We start from the raw sequence: 18,737 nt of genomic DNA, 5'->3' as shown, positions 1-18,737 counted from the left end.
CCAGCCCACCCCGCGCCTAGAAATCGTCCCTCGGGATAGCGCTCATCGACCGCGCTGATGATGGCGTTCAGGCCCGCGCCTGGCGCTGGCGTAGCAGGAACAGGCCCCAGACCGCCAGCGCCGTGGCCGCCAGCAGGCAGCCGGCCAGGCTCACGCCGGTCCAGCCGAAGTGCTCGTACAACCGTGCCGACAGCAGCGAGCCCAGCGAGCCGCCAAGGAAGTAGCCGGTCATGTAGCCGGCGTTGAGGCGGCTGCGGGCTTCCGGGCGGAGGCGGTAGACCACGTTCTGGTTGCTGACGTGGCTGAGCTGCACGGCGAGATCCAGTACCAGGATGCCGAGCAGCAGCGCCGCCAAGGACGTCTGGGCGAAGGCCAGGGGCAGCCAGGCCAATACCATGGCCGCCAGGCCGATACTGGTGGCAAGACCACCCTTGCCCTGGTCGGCCATGCGCCCGGCCAGGTTGGCGGCCAGGGCGCCCACCGCGCCGGCGAGACCGAACAGGCCGATGGTACCGTCGCTGAAGCCATAGGGCTCGGCGGCCAGCAGAAAGGCCAGGGGCGTCCAGAACACCGCGAAGACGGCGAAACCCAGGCAGCCCAGCAGGGTACGCAGGCGGTGCAGGGGTTCGTCGCGCAAGAGCACGAACACCGAGCCCAGCAGGCGCGGATAGCTCAGGCCCGCCGACTGCTGATAGCGCGGCAGTGCCAGGCGCAGGGCCAGGGCGGTCGCCAGCATCAGGCCAGCCGCTACGGCGTAGACGGTGCGCCAGTCGCCCAGGGAGGAAAGCGCCCCGGCCACGGTGCGCGCCAACAGGATGCCGAGGATGAGGCCACTCATCACCGTGCCCACCGCCCTGCCCCGCTGCTCCGGCGCGGCGAGGGTGGCGGCGAAGGGTACCAGCACCTGGGCCACCACCGAGAAGAGCCCGGTCATGGCGGTGCCCACTAGTAGCCAGGTCAGGCTGGTGGCGGTGGCGCTCAGGGCCAGGCCGGCGGCGGCGATCACGCTCATGGTGACGATCAGCCGGCGGCGCTCCAGCAGATCGCCCAGGGGTACCAGCAGCAGGAGACCGGCGGCATAGCTGAGCTGGGCGGTGGTGACGATGCTGCCGGCCTGGGTGTAGCTGAGGTCGAAGCGCTGGGCGATGGTGTGCAGCAGCGGCTGATTGTAGTAGTTGCTGGCCACGGCGATGCCGGTGGCGACCGCCATGAGCAGGGTCAGCCAGCGGCTGAGGGGTGGCGTGGGAGTCGACATCCGCAGGGTCCGGGGAGGGAAAGGCCGATCAGTATCGGACAACAACAGCTATCGGTTAAATGAATCGTTAAGATAATCCCGATCTCATTTCAAGATAGAATTCATGAATCTCAAGCAGTTGGAGTTCGCCGTCGCCCTGGCCGAGGAGCGCCACTTCACCCGGGCCGCCGAACGCTGCCACGTGGTGCAGTCGGCGCTCAGCCACCAGATCGCCCGGCTGGAGGCCGAGTTGGGCGCCACCCTGTTCGAACGCCTGCCGCGCCAGGTACTCGTCACCCCGGCGGGCGAGGCCCTGCTGGTCCATGCCCGTCAGGCGCTAGCGGCGGTGGAAAGGGCGCAGCAGGACGTGGCCGCCGCGGTCGGCACCATTCGCGGCACCCTGACGGTCGGCCTGATCTCCTCGGTGCCCCGTCTGGATATCGTCGAGTTGCTGGCCACCTTCCATGCCCGTCATCCTCAGGTGGACATCCGGCTGCGCCAGGACAAGAGCGAGACGCTGCTGGCGGCGGTGCGCGAGCGGCAATTGGATTTCGCCCTGATGGCCTGTCCCGCCAGGTGACCCTGGAGGCGGTGGCCAGCCGTCTGCTGCTCAGCGAGGAGCTGGTGGCGGTGCTGCCGGCAGGGCACGTCCTGGCCAGACGCGAGCGACTCTCTCTGCATGAGCTGATGGATCTGCCGTTGGTGGACCTGCCCGCCGGCAGCGGGGCGCGGCGGCAGACCGATGAGGCCTTCGCCGCCCTGGGCCTGCCCCATCGCGTGCGCTTCGAGACGAGCAATATGCAGCTGCTGGAACGCTTTGTCCGTCGTGGGCTGGCGATCGGGCTGGTGCCCCACAGTATCGCCATCACCTTCGCGGGTCTGGCCCAGGTACCGGTCAGCGATGCCCCGCAGCGTAACGTCCATGCGATCTGGTCGCCGCTGCCGACACCGGCGGCGCGGGAATTCTTGCGGGTATTGGAAGAAGCCTTGGTGGACTAGCCTTCGCTCACCGGTATACGGCGGACGAAAGTACCCACCCGCCAGGCCAGTTGTTCGCCCTGGCACTGCACCAGCAGATTGCGCACTGGATAGGACTGATCGGCGACGCTGGCCTCGGCCTGGGCTTCGCTGGCGCCATCGAGGTGGTTGCGGGCAAGGACCTGGTAGCTGCCGGTGGGACAGCGCGCGGCCGCCTCGCCGGCGCAGCCGGACCAGCTGCCGAACACCCCGTTGCACTGCACCAGGTAGGCCGTGTGGCCGTCCTTGAGATAGGCGTTGTGGGAACTGGCGCAACCGGCCAGCAGGGCAAGGAAGCCGGCGCAGGCCAGCAGGCGAAGGGCATTGCGGAAGGTGGCGAGGTTCATGGGAGGGGCTCCGGAAGACATGCAGCCATCCTAGAAAGCCAACCCCTTCGCCAATAAATCGTACCGGCGGATAGCGCTTATCGATGCCGCTGATAGCCCGAATCGCTAGGACGTCTCGCCCATGAATCTGACGATCTCGCCGCGCAGCCAGCGCTCTCCTGGGTCCAGGTCTTGAGCGGCGCGCCAGACCAGCGACAGCTTGGCCGGGACGATGGGAAACGGCGGTTCCTCGATGCGCAGACTGCCACTGGCGGCCAGCGCCCGGGCGGCATAGTCGGGCACTGTGGCGAGCAGGTCGCTGCCCGCCAGCAAGGCGCCGAGACCGTTGAAATGGGGCACGCCCAGTGCCACCTTGCGGCTGCGGCCGAGGCGCGCCAGGTCATCGTCGATGTTGCCGCAGAGATCGCCGGACATGGACACCAGCACATGGGGCCGCGCGCAATAGTCATCCAGGGTCAGGGGCGCGGGATCGCGGTCGGCGCGCACCACCAGGGCGCGGATGTGCCTCAGGGTGCGGCACTTGGCGTTGGCCGGCAGCTGGGTGGTGTAGCTGATGCCCAGGGACACTTCGCCACTGGCAAGCAGGCCGGGCAGCAGCAGGAAGTTGGCGTTGCGGACCACCAGCACGCAATGCGGCGCCACCTCGCGCAGGTGGGCCAGCAGCGGCGGCAGCAGGCCGCATTCGACGTCGTCGGACATGCCCAGGCGAAAGACCGCGCGACTGGCGCCGGGATCGAAGTCGTCGACCTCGCTCAGGGCATTGGATAGGCCGTCGAGGGCCGGTTGCAGGCGTGCGAGGATGGCCAGGGCGCGCGGCGTAGGCTCCATGGCGCGGCCACTGCGCACCAGCAGCGGATCGTCGAAGAATTGCCGCAGGCGCACCAGGGCGGCGCTGATGGCCGGCTGGCCGAGAAAGAGCTTTTCCGCGGTGCGGGTAAGGTTGCGCTCGTGCATCAGGCTTTCGAACACCACCAGCAGGTGCAGGTCGATGCGGCGCAGGTCATTGCGATTCACGGCATCCCTCCGCGAAGGTCAGGCGCCGGGAGGGGCGCCTGACTGTCGTTACCTTAGAGTCTGTTCAAAGTCTCGCGAGCTAGAGCCAAACAAGGCGAAGAGGCCTGAGGAAGCGGAGTTTACAAATAGTAAATGAGCATTCCGAAGGCCTCTTCAACGCCGTTTGGCCGACGCGCAGCAGACTTTGGATAGGCTCTTACTTGGCGGCCAGCTTGGCGTAGCTCGTCATCAGGTTGCGGTAGTTGGGGATGTGGTTGGACAGCAGCGCGCCCAGGCCCTCGATGTCGTTGCGCCAGTCGCGGTGCAGTTCGCAGGCGACGCTGAACCAGTTCATCAGTTGCACGCCGGCGGCGCTCATGCGCGCCCAGGCAGCCTGCTGCACGGTCTTGTCGAAGGTGCCGGAGGCATCGGTCACCACGAAGACGTCGAAGCCTTCGGCAATGGCCGCCAGTGCCGGGAAGGTCACGCAGACATCGGTCACCACGCCGGCGATGATCAGCTGCTTGCGGCCGGTGGCCTTGATGGCGGCGACGAAGTCATCGTTGTCCCAGGCATTGATCTGGCCGGGACGGGCGATGTACGGGGCCTCGGGAAACAGCTCGACCAGCTCGGGCACCAGCGGGCCGTTGGGGCCCTGCTCGAAGCTGGTGGTGAGGATGGTGGGCAGGCCGAAGAACTTGGCGCTGTTGGCCAGGGCCAGGACGTTGTTCTTGAAGTCGCTGGGGGTGAAATCCTGAACCAGCGAGATCAGACCGGCCTGGTGGTCGATCAGCAGGACGACGGCATCGTTCTTGTCGAGACGGTTGTAGGGCTTGCTCATGGTGGAGTCCTCGGGGGAGTGGTGGTGCTTGGGGGTGAAGGGCGGCGTCAGGCGCCGCCCAGGAGATGACGGATGGCGATGGGTACGTCAGGGGTCTGGTACTGCCGCGCCGCCGCTTCCAGGCGCTGTTCGCCCTGGGTGACGCGGTGGTGGTGGCGCAGGTGCTCCAGCCAGGATTCATCGCAGAAGAATTCCTGCCAGCGGCGTGGTTCGGCGCTGTCTTGCAGCAGGGCCCAGGAGAAGGCACCGTTGCGCCGGCGCATGGCGCCGACCGCCTGCATCGCCTGGCGGAAGGCCGGACCATGCTCGGGGGCGATGTCGTACTCCAGGGTGACCATCACCGGACCGCGTTCGCGATCCAGGGAGTCGTCGAGGATCGGCGCCGGCCAGTGCAGCGAAGGGGCGATATCGGCCGCCGGGGTGACCGGCAGACGCAGGCGCCAGGTCAGCCCGATCCCGGCCAGCAGCACCACGGCCGCCGCGCTCAGCGCCAGACTCAGGGAGAAGTGACTGGCCAGGGAGCCCCAGAGCAAGCCGCCCAGGGCGCTGGTGCCAAAGAACACCAGGATGTAGACGGCCAGGGCACGGGCGCGCACCCAGCCGGGCACGGCGGTCTGGGCCGCCACCTGCAGGCTGGAGAGCACGGCGATCCAGGCCAGGCCGCTGACCAGCATGACCGGCAGCAGCCAGGCGAAGTCACGAATCCAGGCCAGGCCGAGCAGCACGCCGGCATAGAGCGCACTGGCACCGGCCACCAGCAGGTCGCTGGACAGCCGTTCGCGCAGCCGCGGCAGGAGCATGGCGCCGCCGATGGCACCCAGGCCGACGCACCCGAGCAGGATGCCGAAATCCAGGGCGGTGCCCTGCAGAGCCTGGCGCACCAGCAGTGGCAACAGGGCCATGCCGGCGCTGGCGCCGAGGAAAAACGCGGCGGTCCGGGCCAGCACCACCTGCAGCTGGAGCGAGCTGCGGGCATAGCGGAAACCGACCCGGACGGCGCCCAGGAGGCGCTCCGCGGGCAGCACGGCGGCTGCAGGTTGGCGCCGCCAGGTCAGGAGCGCGACGATCACGGCAAGGAAGGAAACGGCGTTAAGGGCGAAGGTCAGCCAGGGACCGGCCAGGCTGACCAGCACCCCGGCCAGGGCCGGTCCCAGAGCACGGGCCACGTTCATGCCCAGGCTGGACAGGGCGATGGCCGCCGGCAGCTCGCGCTTGTCCACCAGCTCGGGCGTCAGCGCCGACCAGGCCGGCAGCATCAGCGCCGTGCCCACGCCCATGGCCAGGGTCAGCCCCAGGAGCAGCGGTACGGTCATCCAGCCGGCCAGGGTCAGCCCGGCCAGAGCCAGGGCCACCGTGGCCATCCACAGCTGCACGCCGAGCAGGTAGCGGCGGCGGTCGACGATGTCGGCCAGGGCACCGGCCGGCAGTGCCAGCAGGAACATCGGCAACGCCCCCGCCACCTGGACCAGGGCCACCGCCAGGGGACTGGCCGACAGCGAGGTCATCAGCCAGCCAGCACCCACCTCGTGCATCCAGGTACCGATGTTGGAGGCGATGCTGGCCAGCCACAGCCAGCGGAAGGTGCGCTGGCGCAGTGGCTGCCAGGGCGAGGCGGTGTTAGGAGTCAGGGCGGCGGCGGTCATGGCGGACGCTCCTCAGAAGCTGAAGCAGGAGCAGCCGAAGGCGCCCCAGAAGCCACTGAAGTCGCTCACCGGCACCTTGCTATGGCGCGCCCGCTCATGGCCGTGGCCATGCACGGAACAGGCGCCGGCGCACTGGTGCACGGCGGCCTGCAAGGGCGCGCCGGGCTTCCAGTGGCCGGGCACCTTGACCACGGGCGACCAGTCCGGCGTGACCGGCAAGGGCGCCGGGCCGAGGCGATCGAACTCCTCGGCACCATGGACGATGCGGCCGCCGACCACGGTCAGCACCGACTCCAGGTGCTTGATGGCCTCTTCCTCGACGGTGAAGAAATCCGCCGAGAGCACTGCCACGTCGGCCAGCTGGCCCACCCGCAGCTGGCCCTTCTTGCCCTGTTCCGAGGAGAACCAGGCGCTGCCCTGGGTGAACAGCTGCAGGGCGGTGGCCCGCGGCAGGCCCTCCTGATAGAGCGCCAGGCCGCCGACGGTACGGCCGCTGACCATCCAGTACAGTGAGGTCCAGGGGTTGTAGCTGGAGACGCGGGTGGCATCGGTCCCCGCCCCTACCGGTACGCCTTCGGCGAGCATCCGCTGGATCGGCGGGGTCTGCTCGGCGGCCTTGACACCATAGCGGTCGACGAAGTATTCGCCTTGGAAGGCCATGCGGTCCTGGATGGCGATGCCGCCGCCCAGGGCCTTGACCCGCTCGATGTTGCGCGGACTGATGGTCTCGGCGTGGTCGAAGAACCAGGGCAGCCCGTTGAAGGGCACGTCGCGATTGACCCGCTCGAAGACGTCGAGCATGCGCGAGATGGATTCGTCGTAGGTGGCGTGCAGGCGGAACGGCCAGCGCTGCTCCACTAGGTGACGCACCACCGGTTCCAGATCGGCCTCCATGGTGGGCGGCAGGTCCGGGCGCGGTTCGAGGAAGTCCTCGAAATCGGCCGCCGAGAAGGCCAGCATCTCGCCGGCGCCGTTGTGGCGGAGGAAGTCGGTGCCCTGGTGCAGGGTGACGCTGCTGGTCCAGTTCCTGAAGTCGGCCAGCTCTTCCTTGGGCCTCTGGGTGAAGAGGTTGTAGGCGATGCGTACGGTGAGCTGGTCGGCATCGGCCAGCTCCTGGATGACCTGGTAGTCGTCCGGGTAGTTCTGGAAGCCGCCGCCGGCGTCGATGGCGCTGGTCAGGCCCAGGCGATTGAGTTCGCGCATGAACTGGCGGGTGGAGTTGACCTGGTATTCCAGCGGCAGCTTGGGCCCCTTGGCCAGGGTGGCGTAGAGGATCATGGCGTTGGGCCGGGCGATGAGCATGCCGGTGGGCTCGCCCCGGGCGTCGCGCTGGATCTCGCCGCCTGGCGGATTGGGCGTGTCCTTGGTGTAGCCCACGACACGCAGGGCGGCGCGATTGAGCAGGGCCCGGTCATAGAGGTGCAGGATGAACACCGGGGTGTCCGGCGCGGCCTGGTTGAGCTCTTCCAGGGTCGGCAGACGGCGCTCGGCGAACTGGAATTCGTTCCAGCCGCCCACCACCCGCACCCACTGGGGCGCCGGGGTACGCTCGGCCTGGTCCTTGAGCATGCGCAGGGCATCGGCCAGCGAGGGCACGCCTTCCCAGCGCAGCTCCAGGTTGTAGTTGAGGCCACCGCGGATCAGGTGCAGGTGGGAGTCGTTGAGGCCCGGGATGGCGCGGCGACCGCGCAGGTCGACCACCTGGGTGCCCGGGCCGCGATGCGCCATGACATCGCTGTCGCTACCCACGGCAAGAAAGACGCCGTCCTTGATGGCGACCGCGGTCGCCTCGGGGCGCTCGGGATCGACGGTGTGGAGCTTGCCGTTGTGCAGGATCAGATCGGCGTGTTGCATGTGGCCTCCGGGACCAGGATCAGAAGTCCGGGCGCAGGGCGCCCGGGAAGGCTCAGCCGGCGACGAAGGCCAGCAGGTCGCGGTTCAGCTGCTCGGCGTGAGTCACCGCGAAGCCATGGGGCGCGCCGGCGTATACCTTGAGCTCGGCGCCGCGGATCAGCTCGGCGGCCAGCTTGCCGGTGGTCGCGAAGGGCACCACCTGGTCGGCGTCGCCGTGGATCACCAGGGTCGGCACGTCGATCTTGGCCATGTCCGGACGGAAGTCGGTTTCCGAGAAGGCGGTGACGCAGTCGACCGTGCCCTTGAGCGAAGCCAGCAGGGCGATGTTGAGGGTCTGGGTGAAAACGCCTTCGGAGACCTGCTGGCCCTGGTTGGTGCCATAGAACACCGGGGCGAAGTCAGCCAGGAACTGGGCGCGGTCCTTCAGCAGACCCCCGCGGATACCGTCGAAAACGCCTTGGTCGACGCCCTGGGGGAAGTCCGGCTTCTGCCCGAACAGCGGGGTGACGGCGCCGAGCAGCGCCAGCTTGGCGACCCGCGCCGAACCGTGGCGCGCCAGGTAGCGGGTGACATCGCCACCGCCCATGGAGAAGCCCACCAGGGTGACGTCGCGCAGATCCAGGTGCTCGATCAGCTCCTTGATGTCGTCGGCGAAGGTGTCGTAGTCATAGCCATTCCACGGCTGGCCGGAGCGCCCGAAACCGCGCCGGTCGAAGGCGATGGCGCGATAGCCATGGCTGGCCAGATGGTGCATCTGGTAGTCCCACATGTCGGCGTCCAGCGGCCAGCCGTGGCTGAACAGCACGGGCTTGCCACTGCCCCAGTCCTTGAAATAGATCTCGACGCCGTCGCGGGTGGTGAAGGTGCTCATGGCTGCTCGCCTCTGTGGGTGGAAGGAGTGAAAAAGGCGCCCGAGCGGGCGTTGAGCCAGGGCGCGCACAGGCGGCTCACCCTCGGCATGATCAGGAACACCACCAGCGGCACGATGCACAGGGTGATCAGCAGGTTGCTCGGCACAGTGCCGGCCAGCACGGGATAGCGCGCGAACAGCGGCTGCCACAGCGGCGGGATCAGCATCGTCAGGGGCGCGATGACCAGGTAGGTCAGCACCGCCTGCTTCCAGGCCGGTGGCTGGCGCACCCCGGGGCGCGGCGGGTTGAACCAGAACTCGGCGTCGGCATGCACCTCGGGCGCATCGGCTCCGTGCAACAGCGGCGCCACCTCGGCGATCAAGGCCTGGCGCTCTGGTGAGGCCAGCCAGGCCTGCAGCCGCTCGACGTCGGCGAAGCGCACCAGAGTGGTGAAGGCAGCGCCCTCCTCGGCCGGCGGGATGACATCCACACCGAGATGGCCACAGGCGTCACGGGCAGCGGTGACCGCGCGCTGCAGCCAGCTCTGGTAGGCGTCCTGTTGGTCGGCCAGAGGCTGGTGGCGGATCACCAGGGTGACGATGCGACTGTGCGCCTGGTGCAGGTCCTGTCCAACCGCGGCACTCACGACAACGCCCTCGCGAAACCCGCGTGAGCCGCATGACGCCCGCTCAGCCGCGCCTCCAGCGAATAGCGACCCGGCCCGGTGAGCGCCAGGGTGCCGAACAGCACCAACAGCAGCCAGCCGAACTGGCCCTGCTCCAGAGACCACTCGAGGTGCACCACCAGCAGGGCGATCAGCAGCAACCCGAGGATAGGCAGGCCAGGCGCGTCGCCCAGCCCAGGGCGATCAGCAACGGACAGAGCACCTCGGCGAAGACGGCGAAGCCCAGCGTCGGCCAGGCCCCCAGGTGCAGCGGGTCCTCGATCAGGCCGAGCTGCTCGTGAAAGTGCAGCGCCTTGGGCAGGCCGTGCACCGTCAGCAGCATTCCAGCGCCCCCAAGGCGCAGGAACAAGAGTCCCAGATCCAGCCGTACATTACCCATGGCCCATCCTCCTGATGCCAGCGTCGGCAGCGGGAGATACCTATGCCCGAGCCGTCGATGGGGTGGACTTTCGCCCGAACGACGGTGAGCGGCCTTGGACGTCTGTGCTGGTTTTTGTACGTCTGTGCTGTGGCGTATTGCTGAATGGATTCAGGTCACAGAAGGTGACGGCACACCCTACATAGTCAACCCTTTGGAGACTATTAAACGCACGGAAGCTACTTAATCGACTGCTAAGTGGACAGTAATCTAGCTCTATCGCATCCATGACGGATGCCGGATCTGGAAAGGACAGTCATCATGAACACCACCCAAGCCTTTACCGCCACTACCGGCCGCCTGCTGCTCGCCAGCCTTTTCCTGTTCAGCGGCGTGGGCAAGCTGCTTGCCCCGGCGGCGACCAAGGGCTACATCGCCGCCATGGGTCTGCCCTTCGTCGAGCTGGCCTACCTCGGCGCCCTGACGGTGGAGCTGGGCCTCGCCAGCCTCCTGCTGATCGGCTATCGCACTCGCCCCGTGGCGATCGCCATGGCTGGCTTCACCCTGGTGACCGCCGCGGTGTTCCACAGCCAGTTCGCCGATCAGAACCAGCTGATCCATTTCCTCAAGAACATCGCCATCACCGGCGGCCTGTTGCAGGTAGCGGCCTTTGGTGCCGGAGCCCTGAGCCTGGATGGACGGCGACCAAAGCGTCTGGCCCGTCTGGCCTGATCGCCACTGGCTGCGAAGCGCCTGTCTGATCGTTGCCGTCAGGCGGGCGCTGTCACGTCCAGCATCTGCGCACAGGCTTCGCGCACCAAGTCGAGGAACAGCCGCAGCCGCGCCGGATAGACCCGGGCGTAGGGATAGATGAGATAGATCGGCAGGGGCGCCGCCTGCCATTCGGGTAGCAGGTGTACCAGGCGACCGGCGGCAACGTCCTCGCGCACCATCCAGTGCGACAGCGCCGCGCAGCCCAGACCACGCACCGCAGCATGACGGGCGACAAAGAGACTCTCGGTGGCCAGCCGCGGGCGCAAGGGGATGAGCCGGCTTTCGCCGGAGGCGCGGAGCTGCAGGCGCAGTTCGGTCTGGTAGAACTGGGTCATGGCGATCCAGGGCAGCGCCGTCAGCGCTTCGGGTGCCGCAAGAGCTCCTGCCAGTTCCGGCGCTGCCACCAGGATGCGCTGGACGTCACCCAGGCGCACCGCCACCGTGTCCGGGTCCTCCACCACGCCCACCCGGATGGCGCAGTCGACGCCATCGGCGACGAAATTCGGCGCCCGGTCGCTGAGTACCCAGTCCACTTGCATGCCCGGATAGCGCCGTAGATAGGTCTCCAGCGGATCGAGCAACTGCTCCTGGCCGAAGGCATGGGGCATCACAACCCGCAGCCGCCCCTCGGGCTCGGCATGGGCGCCGTGCAAGGCGGCGGCGAAGGCCTGCCAGTCACCGAGCAGTTGCTGGGCCTGGCGGTAGCAGCGCTGACCATCCTCGGTCAGGCGCAGGGCGTGGGTCGAGCGCTGCACCAGGCGCACCTGCAGCGCGGACTCCAGCGCTTGCAGGCGCCGGCTGACGGTGGGCTGGGTGGTGCCGAGCTGACGTGCAGCCGCCGACAGGCTGCCGGCCTCGACGATGCGCACGAAGGTTTCCAGCAGGTCGAGACGATCATGGGTAAAGGTAGCGTTCATACGGCCTACGTATACCCCCTGTACCCCGCGTTCGGCTACAAGCAGCGACCACTCTGGCGAAGAATGCGCTCATCGTCTTTCTACCCGGAGAATCGCCATGACCGACATTCCACTCTCGCATAGCCAGACCTCGCCTCACAGTGGCAGTCTGTCGCCTGCCCTGCTCGGCCTGCTGGCCACCGGCGCCGGCCTCAGCGTGGCCAACCTCTATTACAGCCAGCCCCTGCTGGGCACCCTGGCCAGTGCCCTGCCCGCGCCCGCTGCCGACGTGGGGCTGATCCCCACCCTGACCCAGCTCGGCTATGCCCTGGGGCTGCTGCTACTCGCGCCCTTGGGTGATCGCTTCGACCGCCGCCGCATCATCCTGGCCAAGCTGGCCGTGCTGTTGCTGGCGCTGCTCGGTGCCAGCCTGGCGCCCGGGCTGCATGGGCTGCTGCTGGCCAGCCTGGTCACCGGCCTGGCCGCCACCGTGGCCCAGGACCTAGTGCCCGCCGCCGCGACCCTGGCGCCGCCGGCCGAGCGAGGCCGTATCGTCGGCACGGTGATGACCGGCCTGCTGCTGGGCATCCTGCTGTCGCGGGTGGTGAGCGGCCTGGTGGGCGAGTGGCTAGGCTGGCGCGCGGTCTATCTGCTCGCCGCCCTGAGCATCGCCGCCATCGGCGTGGCGGTGTGGCGCGGCCTGCCCGCCTTCGCCGCCACCACCCGACTCAGCTATACGGCCCTGCTCGGCTCCCTGGGCGCCCTCTGGCGCCGGCATGCCGCGCTGCGCCGGGCGACCCTGGCGCAAGGGCTGCTGTCAGTAGGCTTCAGCGCCTTCTGGTCGACCCTCGCCCTCTATCTGCACGCCGGGCCCTTCCAGCTGGGCAGCGCCGCCGCCGGCGCCTTCGGCCTGGCCGGTGCCGCCGGTGCCCTGGCCGCCCCCTGGGCCGGCCGCCTGGCGGATCGCCATGGCTCGGAATGGGTGACGCACCTGGGCATCGGCCTGGCGGCCACGGCCTTTGCCAGCCTGCTCCTGCTGCCCTGGCTGCCGGGCGTGGCCGGTCTGGTGCTCCTGGCGCTGGCGACGGTGGTCTTCGACCTCGGCGTCCAGGCCACCCTGATCGCCCACCAGGCGCAGGTCTACGGCCTGGAACCCGAGGCGCGCAGTCGCCTCAACGCGGTGCTCTTTACCGGCATGTTCATTGGCATGGCCAGCGGCGCGGCGCTGGGCAGTCTGCTGCTGGCCCGCATGGGCTGGAATGGCGTCGCCGGCCTGGCGCTGGCGACTGCCCTGCTGGCCCTGGCGGTACGGCTCTGGCCTGCCCGTCCGCGTCAGGTGTAACGATCACGGTAAACAGGGAGGCGCCCTTTGGCGAAAGGTATCGTCAACCAGAACAGGACGACCATTCTCCTCCCAGCTCGTTAATCAAACTGGGGCGCCACAGTAGGATGACTTCCATGGCGTCGGAACAGACCGCGCCCCACTCAGACAAGGAGCCTCATCATGCTGGCCATTCGTAAAGCTTCCGATCGCGGCGCCGCCAACCACGGCTGGCTCAAGTCCTTCCACACCTTTTCCTTCGCCAGCTATCGCAATCCGGCGGAACAGGGCTTCTCCGACCTGCTGGTGATCAACGACGACACCGTGACCGGGGGCCAGGGCTTCGGCGAGCACCCGCACCGCGACATGGAGATCTTCTCCTATGTGCTCGAAGGCGCCCTGGAGCACCAGGACAGCCTGGGCACCGGTTCGGTGATCCGCCCGGGCGACGTCCAGCTGATGAGCGCCGGCAGTGGCGTCAGCCACAGCGAGTTCAACCACTCCGAGCGCGAGAGTGTGCATTTCCTGCAGATCTGGATCGTGCCCAACGTGCGCCGCGCCGAACCGCGCTACCAGCAGCAGCACTTCAGCGCCGAGGCCAAGCGTGGTCGTCTGGCCCTGATCATCTCGCCGGACGGCGCCGAGGGCTCGCTGGAAGTGCGTCAGGACGCCCGGGTCTACGCTGGCCTGTTCGACGGCAGCGAAAGCGCCACGCTGCAACTGGCCCCCGAGCGCCATGCCTATGTGCACGTCGCCCGCGGCAGCCTGGAGCTGAATGGCGTCCTGCTGCAGGCCGGTGACGGCGCAAGGCTGCGCGGCGAGCACGAGCTGCAGCTGGCCCACGGGACCGATGCCGAGGTGCTGGTGTTTGATCTGCGGCCCAACGAACTGCCGCAAATGCTCTGACTACGATTTGCTCGCGAAATCGTAGGCTTAGTTTGCGCTAGGAGGCCGCTCCCACGGCCTCCCCTTGTCGAGAACGCGCCATGAGCACCCAAGCCCTGACTTCCCTGGTGGCCGGTAACGCCACCCTCTGGCTGACGCTGAACGTCTTTGGCGAACAGCTGGGCCTGCCGGTACCGGCCTATCCGTCTTTGCTGGTGATGGGCGCCGCGGCCGATGAAGCCGAGTTGCTCCTGGCGCTGCTGGCCAGCGTGGCGGTCACCGGCGTGGCCGATCTGCTCTGGTACTGGGCCGGTCGGCGCCATGGCGCCTGGCTGCTGCGCCACCTGCCTGGCCACCATGTCCCTACCGCCACCCGCCTGCCCGGCCTGCTGCTGGTCGCCAAGTTCGTCCCCGGCGCCGCGGCCCTCGCCACCCTGAGCGCGGGCGCCAGTGCCATGCCCTTGCGGCGTTTCCTGGCCTATGACCTGGGCGGCGCCACCCTGTGGATCGGCTCCGGCCTGGTCCTGGGGCGACTGTTCGAACAACACATCCTGGCCTTGCTCGCCGCACTCAAGGCCTATGGCCCGGCGCCCCTGCTGCTCGCCGGACTGCTCGGCCTCGCCCTGCTGGGCTGGCACCTGCTGGCTCGCCGGCACAGTCGACCAGGCCCGTCGCGACAGTATTGCGCCTAGAGCGTTGCCGCCTTAACGCTAATTAACGATAGGCAACTCGCACGTCAGACAACTGCAGGGAATCATTCTCATCCAGGCGGTCGCGCGACGCGGCTGGTTTGATAGGGAAAGCGCCATGTCCATGACCGTCGATAGCACCCTGGCTCTATCCAGTACCCGACTGATCGGTTTGGCCGCCTGGCAGGAACGGCTGGCCAAGGAGGTCCTGCTGCAGCATCTGGAGCGCGGTATCAGCGTCAGCCAGGTCGCCTCCGTCTGCGGCCTGTCGCGCAGTCACTTCACCCGCCAGTTCAAGCTCAGTGCCGGGCTCGCTCCACTGGAATGGTTGCGGCAGCAGCGCCTCCACCGCGCCCAGCAATTGCTCGCCAAGCGCGAATTACCCCTGGCGGCGATCGCCCTGGAATGCGGCTTCTTCGACCAGGCGCATCTGAGCCGGGTATTCACCCGTGCCGTCGGGATCCCGCCGCTGGCCTGGCAGCAGCAGGCCCTGGAGCGGCGGTTGCTGGCGGAACTGGCGCAGGTGCAGGCGCAGCATGGCCAGCAGGCGGTAGCCTAGGGTCGCCCCACTGCCTGCTACCAGGATCAGCGACTTGTCCACCAGTTGCCCCAGGAGGGGGATGAACAAGGCCTCCTCCAGCCCGCGCTGCGCCGCCAGCCGCAGGGCCTCTTGACGACTGAAATGCTCTCCGGCCTCGGCCAGGGTCGCCAGCACGCCGAACTCCGATTCGCTCAGGCTGTGCAGACTCCAGTCGAGCATGGCGCCGAGGCTGCGCTGGCGCTGCGCCGCAGTACGCCGCCCGGCTACGCTCAGGTAATAGCCGCCGTCGAGTTGTGCCAGTACTCCGTGCAGGCCCAGGGCCGCCACCTGCTCGGCCAGGATCTCCAGCGCCAGGGGCACACCTTCGCTGCGACGACAGATCTCGCCTACCAGTTGCACGTCGGTCGGTCGCAGTTGCAGCCCTGGCAGCCGCGCCCGGGCGCGCCGGACGAACAACCGAAAAGCCGGCTCGCGCATGGCATCGCGCAGATGCCGCGAAGGTGAATTCGCGACCGGCAACGGCGCCAGACGCAACACGGCCTCCCCCTCCACGCGCAGGGCCTCGCGACTGGTGACCAGCACCCTGAGCTGTGGACAGCCTTGCAGCAGGTTCTCCACCAGCCAGGCCGCGGGTTCGACCAGCCGCTCGGCGTTGTCCAGCACCAGCAGCAGGCGCCGCGTGGCCAGGGCTTCCTGCAGCGCCGGCAGACCACTGCCACTGGCGAGTCCCAGGTCACTGGCGAGCCGCTCAACCAGCGCCATCATGTGGCCCAGTGCCGCGAGATCGAGACTCTGTACCCCATCGGGGAAGCCCTCCGCCAATGTAGGCAGCAGATGCTGGACCAGCAGCGACTTGCCGACACCGCCGGTGCCCACCACCGACACCAGGCGGCGTTGAGCGAGCAAGCGGCGTAGTTCGACCAGGCTGGTCTCGCGCCCCTCCAGGGGCGTCAGGGGCAGCGGCGTCTCGGCCAGCGGCGTGAGGTCTTCTTCGCTCAGGCGCTCTACCGCCAGGGCGAAACCGTAGCCACGATGCCGGGCGCTGAGGATGGGATCCTGGGTGCTATAGGGGCGCAGCACCCGGCGCAGGGCCGAGATGTGCACCCGCAGATTGATGTCCTCGACGACCGCGCCAGGCCAGACCCGGGCCATCAGGGTCTGCTTGCCGACCAGCTCGCCGGGTTGTTGCAGCAGCACCCGCAGGATATCCAGGGCCCGTCCGCCGAGGGGCAGCACACGCTCGCCATCCAGCAGCAGGCGCCGTCGCGTATCCAGGACCAGGCCGCAGAAGCGGAAGGCACTGGCGTCTTCCAGGGACTTGAGCTCTTGCATGACCGTGTCGCGCCACCTTGCCTCGGGGACTGCGGGGCACCAGGCTCCGCAGCCCCTCGACGGTATGCGCCTCTGCTTGCCGATAGGTACGACCATTCTGGCCGCTGCCCAGGCCAGTTGTATGACGATCTACGGCCATAAGCTGCCATCGACGGGCGTGATACCGCCATCGGTGGCCGATTTCAGCTGAACTGGTAGCGGTACTGAGCCGGGGTCAGCCCCAGATGGCCCTGGAAAGCGGCGCGCATGCACCTGTCGCTGGCGAAGCCACTGCGAAAGGCCACCGTTTTCAAAGGCAGGTCACTGGTCTCCAGCAATCCACGGGCGTGATCGATGCGCGCCCGCAGGACGAACTCCAGCGGCGTCATGCCGGTGTCGCGCTTGAACACCCGGGCGAAGTTGCGGGTGCCCATGGTCGCCAGCTCGGCGAGCCGGCTGATCGAATAGGCCTGTTCGATGTTCGCCACGATGTGGTGCTGCACCCGGGTGATGGCGGTGGCCGCCTCGGGCTCGTCGAACAGCGGACTGAACTGGGCCTGCTTGCCTTGCCGCTGGGTCACCACCACCAGCACCTTGGCCACCTCCCGGGCGATGGCCTTGCCGTGATCCTCGGCCACCAGCGCCAGCGCCAGGTCGATGCCGGCGGTGACCCCGGCCGAGCTCAGCAGCGGACCATCGCTCAGGTAGATGTCGTCGGCGGTCACCTGGGCCCGAGGAAAGCGCCGCGCCAGCCGCTCGCGATAATTCCAGTGCGTGGTCACCCGCCGGCCATCGAGCAGGCCGGCGCTGCCGAGCAGAAAGGTGCCGGTGCAGACAGCCCCGTAGCGCCCGCAGCGCTCGGGCACCTGGCGCAACCAGGTGGCGATGTCCGGGTGTGGTTCCAGGTAGGCTCCCGGGCCACCGGGCACCAGCAGCAGGTCATAGGCGGCGGGCGGCTGCTGGGTAGTGAGATCCGTGCGTATCGTCATGCCATTGGAACAGCGCAGGGTCCGCCGGCGCCCGGCAGCGATGGTCACAATGCGATAGTGGTCAGCCGCTGGCAGATAGCGATTGGCGATGGAAAACACCTCCACCGGCCCGGAAAAATCCAGCATGAGCACCTCGGGGACCAGCAAGAAAGCCACTGTCCTCGTCATGGCGATACATCCTTATCCGTGTTGCAGATTGTCCTTGGACGCTGGGGCGTCCGGGTGAATACGGAGTCAGGATAAGGATTCGACTCCAAGGGGCAAGCAGTGGCAAACAGCCATCCCTCGCCCTTCCGAGAACCGCCAGGCACCTCGGGCGGCAGTAAGGCGTCTAACCTGAGGTTCTTGCCAAGGCGGGCGCTGAATGGCGGCCTGGTCTACCGCTACCCCCGCCGCAACCTGATCAGGGTGATCTCGCTCGGCGCACCGAAGCGCAGCGGTGGCCCCCAGTAGCCGGTGCCGCGGCTGATGTAGACGGTCAGCCGGCCCAGGCGATGGATGCCGGCCACCCAGGGTTGCTGCAGGCGCACGAAGTGCATCCAGGGCCAGAACTGGCCACCGTGGGTGTGGCCGGAGAGCTGCAGGTCGGTGCCGGCCGCCTCGGCCTTGGGCGCCGAGCGCGGCTGGTGGGCCAGCAGCAGACGGAACAGCCCTTCCGGGGCACCGGCGAAGGCGGCCGCTGCGTCGCTGCGGTGGCTAGGCACATAAAGCGGTGCCGAATAGTCGGTGATGCCGGCCAGCACGAAGGGCGTACCCTGGTGCTGCAGTACCCGGTGCTCGTCGATCAGCAGGGTCAGCCCCTGCTCGCGCCAGGCCCGAACCCAGGCCTCGGCACCGGAGTAGTATTCGTGGTTGCCGGTGATGGCGTAGGTACCAAGGCGTGCCTTGAGCTGCTGCAGCGGCAGGAATTCCTGCCGCAACTCGGCCACGCTGCCGTCCACCAGATCGCCGGTGATGGCCACCAGGTCGGCATCCAGGCCGTTGACCCGCTCGACGATGCGCTGCAGGTAGCCGGCCTTGATGGTCGGGCCGATGTGCAGGTCGCTGAGCTGGACGATGCGCAGCCCCTCCAGGGCGGCGGGCAGTGCCGGCAGGGTCAGCTCCACCTCCTTGACCTTGGCGGTACGCCGGGCGTTGTAGACGCTGCGCAGCGCCACCAGCAGCACGAGGCCCAGCACCACCCAGGCGCTGCCGGCGCGCCAGGCGGCATCCAGCGGCTGGCCGATCAGGCTGGCAAAAGCCACCATCACACCGCGCAGCAGGCTGAACACCGCCAGGCTGGAAAACACGCCCATGGCGATCAGCGCCGCCCAGGCCAGGAGCCGGGAGGCCATGTCCCGGGAGCGAAACCCCAGGGGCACCAAGACGAAGGACAGGATCAGCAAGGCCCACAACGGCAGCTGACCGGCAAGACCGAGGCCGAGATCACCGATCAGGCTGATGCCGATGAACAGGTGCAGGACGAAAAGGACCAGGTACATCATGGCGCGGGAGCGGAACATGGAGGG

16 protein-coding genes and 3 pseudogenes are annotated in these 18,737 nt (G+C 68.1%); 6 read left to right on the top strand and 13 right to left on the bottom strand.

The genetic code is table 11. The features are described 5' to 3' along the window. Positions 1-67 precede the first annotated feature (67 nt). Positions 68-1,255 (bottom strand): MFS transporter, encoded by a 1,188-nt coding sequence (locus ACWPW1_RS03405; RefSeq protein ID WP_454252357.1) that lies wholly within the window; start codon positions 1,253-1,255, stop codon positions 68-70. 103 nt (positions 1,256-1,358) lie between these two features. Here ACWPW1_RS03405 and ACWPW1_RS03400 point away from each other — a divergent pair. Next, positions 1,359-2,233: pseudogene (locus ACWPW1_RS03400) on the top strand (LysR substrate-binding domain-containing protein). Here the strand turns inward: ACWPW1_RS03400 and ACWPW1_RS03395 are convergent. From ACWPW1_RS03395 to ACWPW1_RS03360, 8 genes and pseudogenes are all read right to left on the bottom strand, one after another. Continuing rightward, complete coding sequence (locus ACWPW1_RS03395; protein ID WP_454252356.1) at positions 2,230-2,598, bottom strand: hypothetical protein; 369 nt, start codon at positions 2,596-2,598, stop codon at positions 2,230-2,232. The pseudogene ACWPW1_RS03400 and the gene ACWPW1_RS03395 sit on opposite strands and share 4 nt — an antisense overlap. Positions 2,599-2,703: 105 nt before the next feature. After that, positions 2,704-3,612, bottom strand: a complete 909-nt coding sequence (locus ACWPW1_RS03390) for a LysR substrate-binding domain-containing protein (RefSeq protein WP_454252355.1) — start codon at positions 3,610-3,612, stop codon at positions 2,704-2,706. A gap of 196 nt (positions 3,613-3,808) precedes the next feature. Then, entirely contained in the window at positions 3,809-4,432 is a 624-nt protein-coding gene (gene ycaC, locus ACWPW1_RS03385; RefSeq protein ID WP_313647499.1) for an isochorismate family cysteine hydrolase YcaC, read from the bottom strand. A 47-nt stretch (positions 4,433-4,479) separates the two neighbouring features. Further along, positions 4,480-6,075 carry an MFS transporter gene (locus ACWPW1_RS03380; protein ID WP_454252354.1) on the bottom strand — a complete coding sequence of 532 codons (1,596 nt, stop codon included), beginning with the start codon at positions 6,073-6,075 and terminating at the stop codon, positions 4,480-4,482. 12 nt (positions 6,076-6,087) lie between these two features. Continuing rightward, a complete protein-coding gene (locus tag ACWPW1_RS03375) occupies positions 6,088-7,929 on the bottom strand; it encodes an amidohydrolase (protein ID WP_454252353.1) in 1,842 nt (613 codons plus the stop codon). Positions 7,930-7,981: 52 nt separating this feature from the next. Next, the gene (locus ACWPW1_RS03370) at positions 7,982-8,800 is read right to left on the bottom strand and encodes an alpha/beta fold hydrolase (protein ID WP_454252352.1); all 819 of its coding nucleotides are present in this window, start codon (positions 8,798-8,800) and stop codon (positions 7,982-7,984) included. Beyond that, positions 8,797-9,426 (bottom strand): antibiotic biosynthesis monooxygenase, encoded by a 630-nt coding sequence (locus ACWPW1_RS03365; protein ID WP_454252351.1) that lies wholly within the window; start codon positions 9,424-9,426, stop codon positions 8,797-8,799. The genes ACWPW1_RS03370 and ACWPW1_RS03365 overlap by 4 nt, the downstream gene beginning before the upstream one ends. Continuing rightward, positions 9,423-9,844, bottom strand: a pseudogene (locus ACWPW1_RS03360) (DoxX family protein). Before ACWPW1_RS03360 ends, ACWPW1_RS03365 begins: the two are co-directional and overlap by 4 nt. 300 nt (positions 9,845-10,144) lie before the next feature. On the opposite strand from ACWPW1_RS03360, the gene ACWPW1_RS03355 reads away from it, so the two are divergent. Then, complete coding sequence (locus ACWPW1_RS03355; protein WP_454252350.1) at positions 10,145-10,555, top strand: DoxX family protein; 411 nt, start codon at positions 10,145-10,147, stop codon at positions 10,553-10,555. Positions 10,556-10,593: 38 nt separating this feature from the next. Here ACWPW1_RS03355 and ACWPW1_RS03350 read toward each other — a convergent pair whose 3' ends face one another. Next, positions 10,594-11,514 carry a LysR substrate-binding domain-containing protein gene (locus ACWPW1_RS03350; RefSeq protein WP_454252349.1) on the bottom strand — a complete coding sequence of 307 codons (921 nt, stop codon included), beginning with the start codon at positions 11,512-11,514 and terminating at the stop codon, positions 10,594-10,596. A gap of 97 nt (positions 11,515-11,611) precedes the next feature. Here ACWPW1_RS03350 and ACWPW1_RS03345 point away from each other — a divergent pair, with 97 nt between their 5' ends. The 4 genes from ACWPW1_RS03345 to ACWPW1_RS03330 all read left to right on the top strand — a co-directional run bounded on the left by ACWPW1_RS03345 (position 11,612) and on the right by ACWPW1_RS03330 (position 14,947). Further along, entirely contained in the window at positions 11,612-12,835 is a 1,224-nt protein-coding gene (locus ACWPW1_RS03345) for an MFS transporter (RefSeq protein WP_454252348.1), read from the top strand. A 162-nt stretch (positions 12,836-12,997) separates the two neighbouring features. Continuing rightward, complete coding sequence (locus ACWPW1_RS03340) at positions 12,998-13,720, top strand: pirin family protein (RefSeq protein WP_454252347.1); 723 nt, start codon at positions 12,998-13,000, stop codon at positions 13,718-13,720. Between the two features lie 80 nt (positions 13,721-13,800). Further along, on the top strand, positions 13,801-14,391 hold the full coding sequence (locus ACWPW1_RS03335; RefSeq protein ID WP_454252346.1) for a DedA family protein: 591 nt from the start codon (positions 13,801-13,803) through the stop codon (positions 14,389-14,391). Positions 14,392-14,506: 115 nt separating this feature from the next. Next, positions 14,507-14,947 (top strand): helix-turn-helix domain-containing protein, encoded by a 441-nt coding sequence (locus ACWPW1_RS03330; RefSeq protein WP_454252345.1) that lies wholly within the window; start codon positions 14,507-14,509, stop codon positions 14,945-14,947. 621 nt (positions 14,948-15,568) lie between these two features. Here the strand turns inward: ACWPW1_RS03330 and ACWPW1_RS03325 are convergent. From ACWPW1_RS03325 to ACWPW1_RS03315, 3 genes and pseudogenes are all read right to left on the bottom strand, one after another. Continuing rightward, positions 15,569-16,261: pseudogene (locus tag ACWPW1_RS03325) on the bottom strand (winged helix-turn-helix domain-containing protein); the annotation flags it as partial. 182 nt (positions 16,262-16,443) lie between these two features. After that, positions 16,444-17,397: a GlxA family transcriptional regulator gene (locus tag ACWPW1_RS03320; protein WP_454252344.1), complete on the bottom strand. Its 954-nt coding sequence runs from the start codon at positions 17,395-17,397 to the stop codon at positions 16,444-16,446. A gap of 215 nt (positions 17,398-17,612) precedes the next feature. Beyond that, on the bottom strand, positions 17,613-18,731 hold the full coding sequence (locus tag ACWPW1_RS03315; RefSeq protein WP_454252343.1) for a metallophosphoesterase: 1,119 nt from the start codon (positions 18,729-18,731) through the stop codon (positions 17,613-17,615). Between the last annotated feature and the right edge of the window lie 6 nt (positions 18,732-18,737).

The organism is Pseudomonas sp. Marseille-Q7302, from assembly GCF_965111925.1.
The sequence above is the reverse complement of the archived record's forward strand: the minus strand, read 5'-3'. Positions and strand labels throughout refer to the sequence as shown.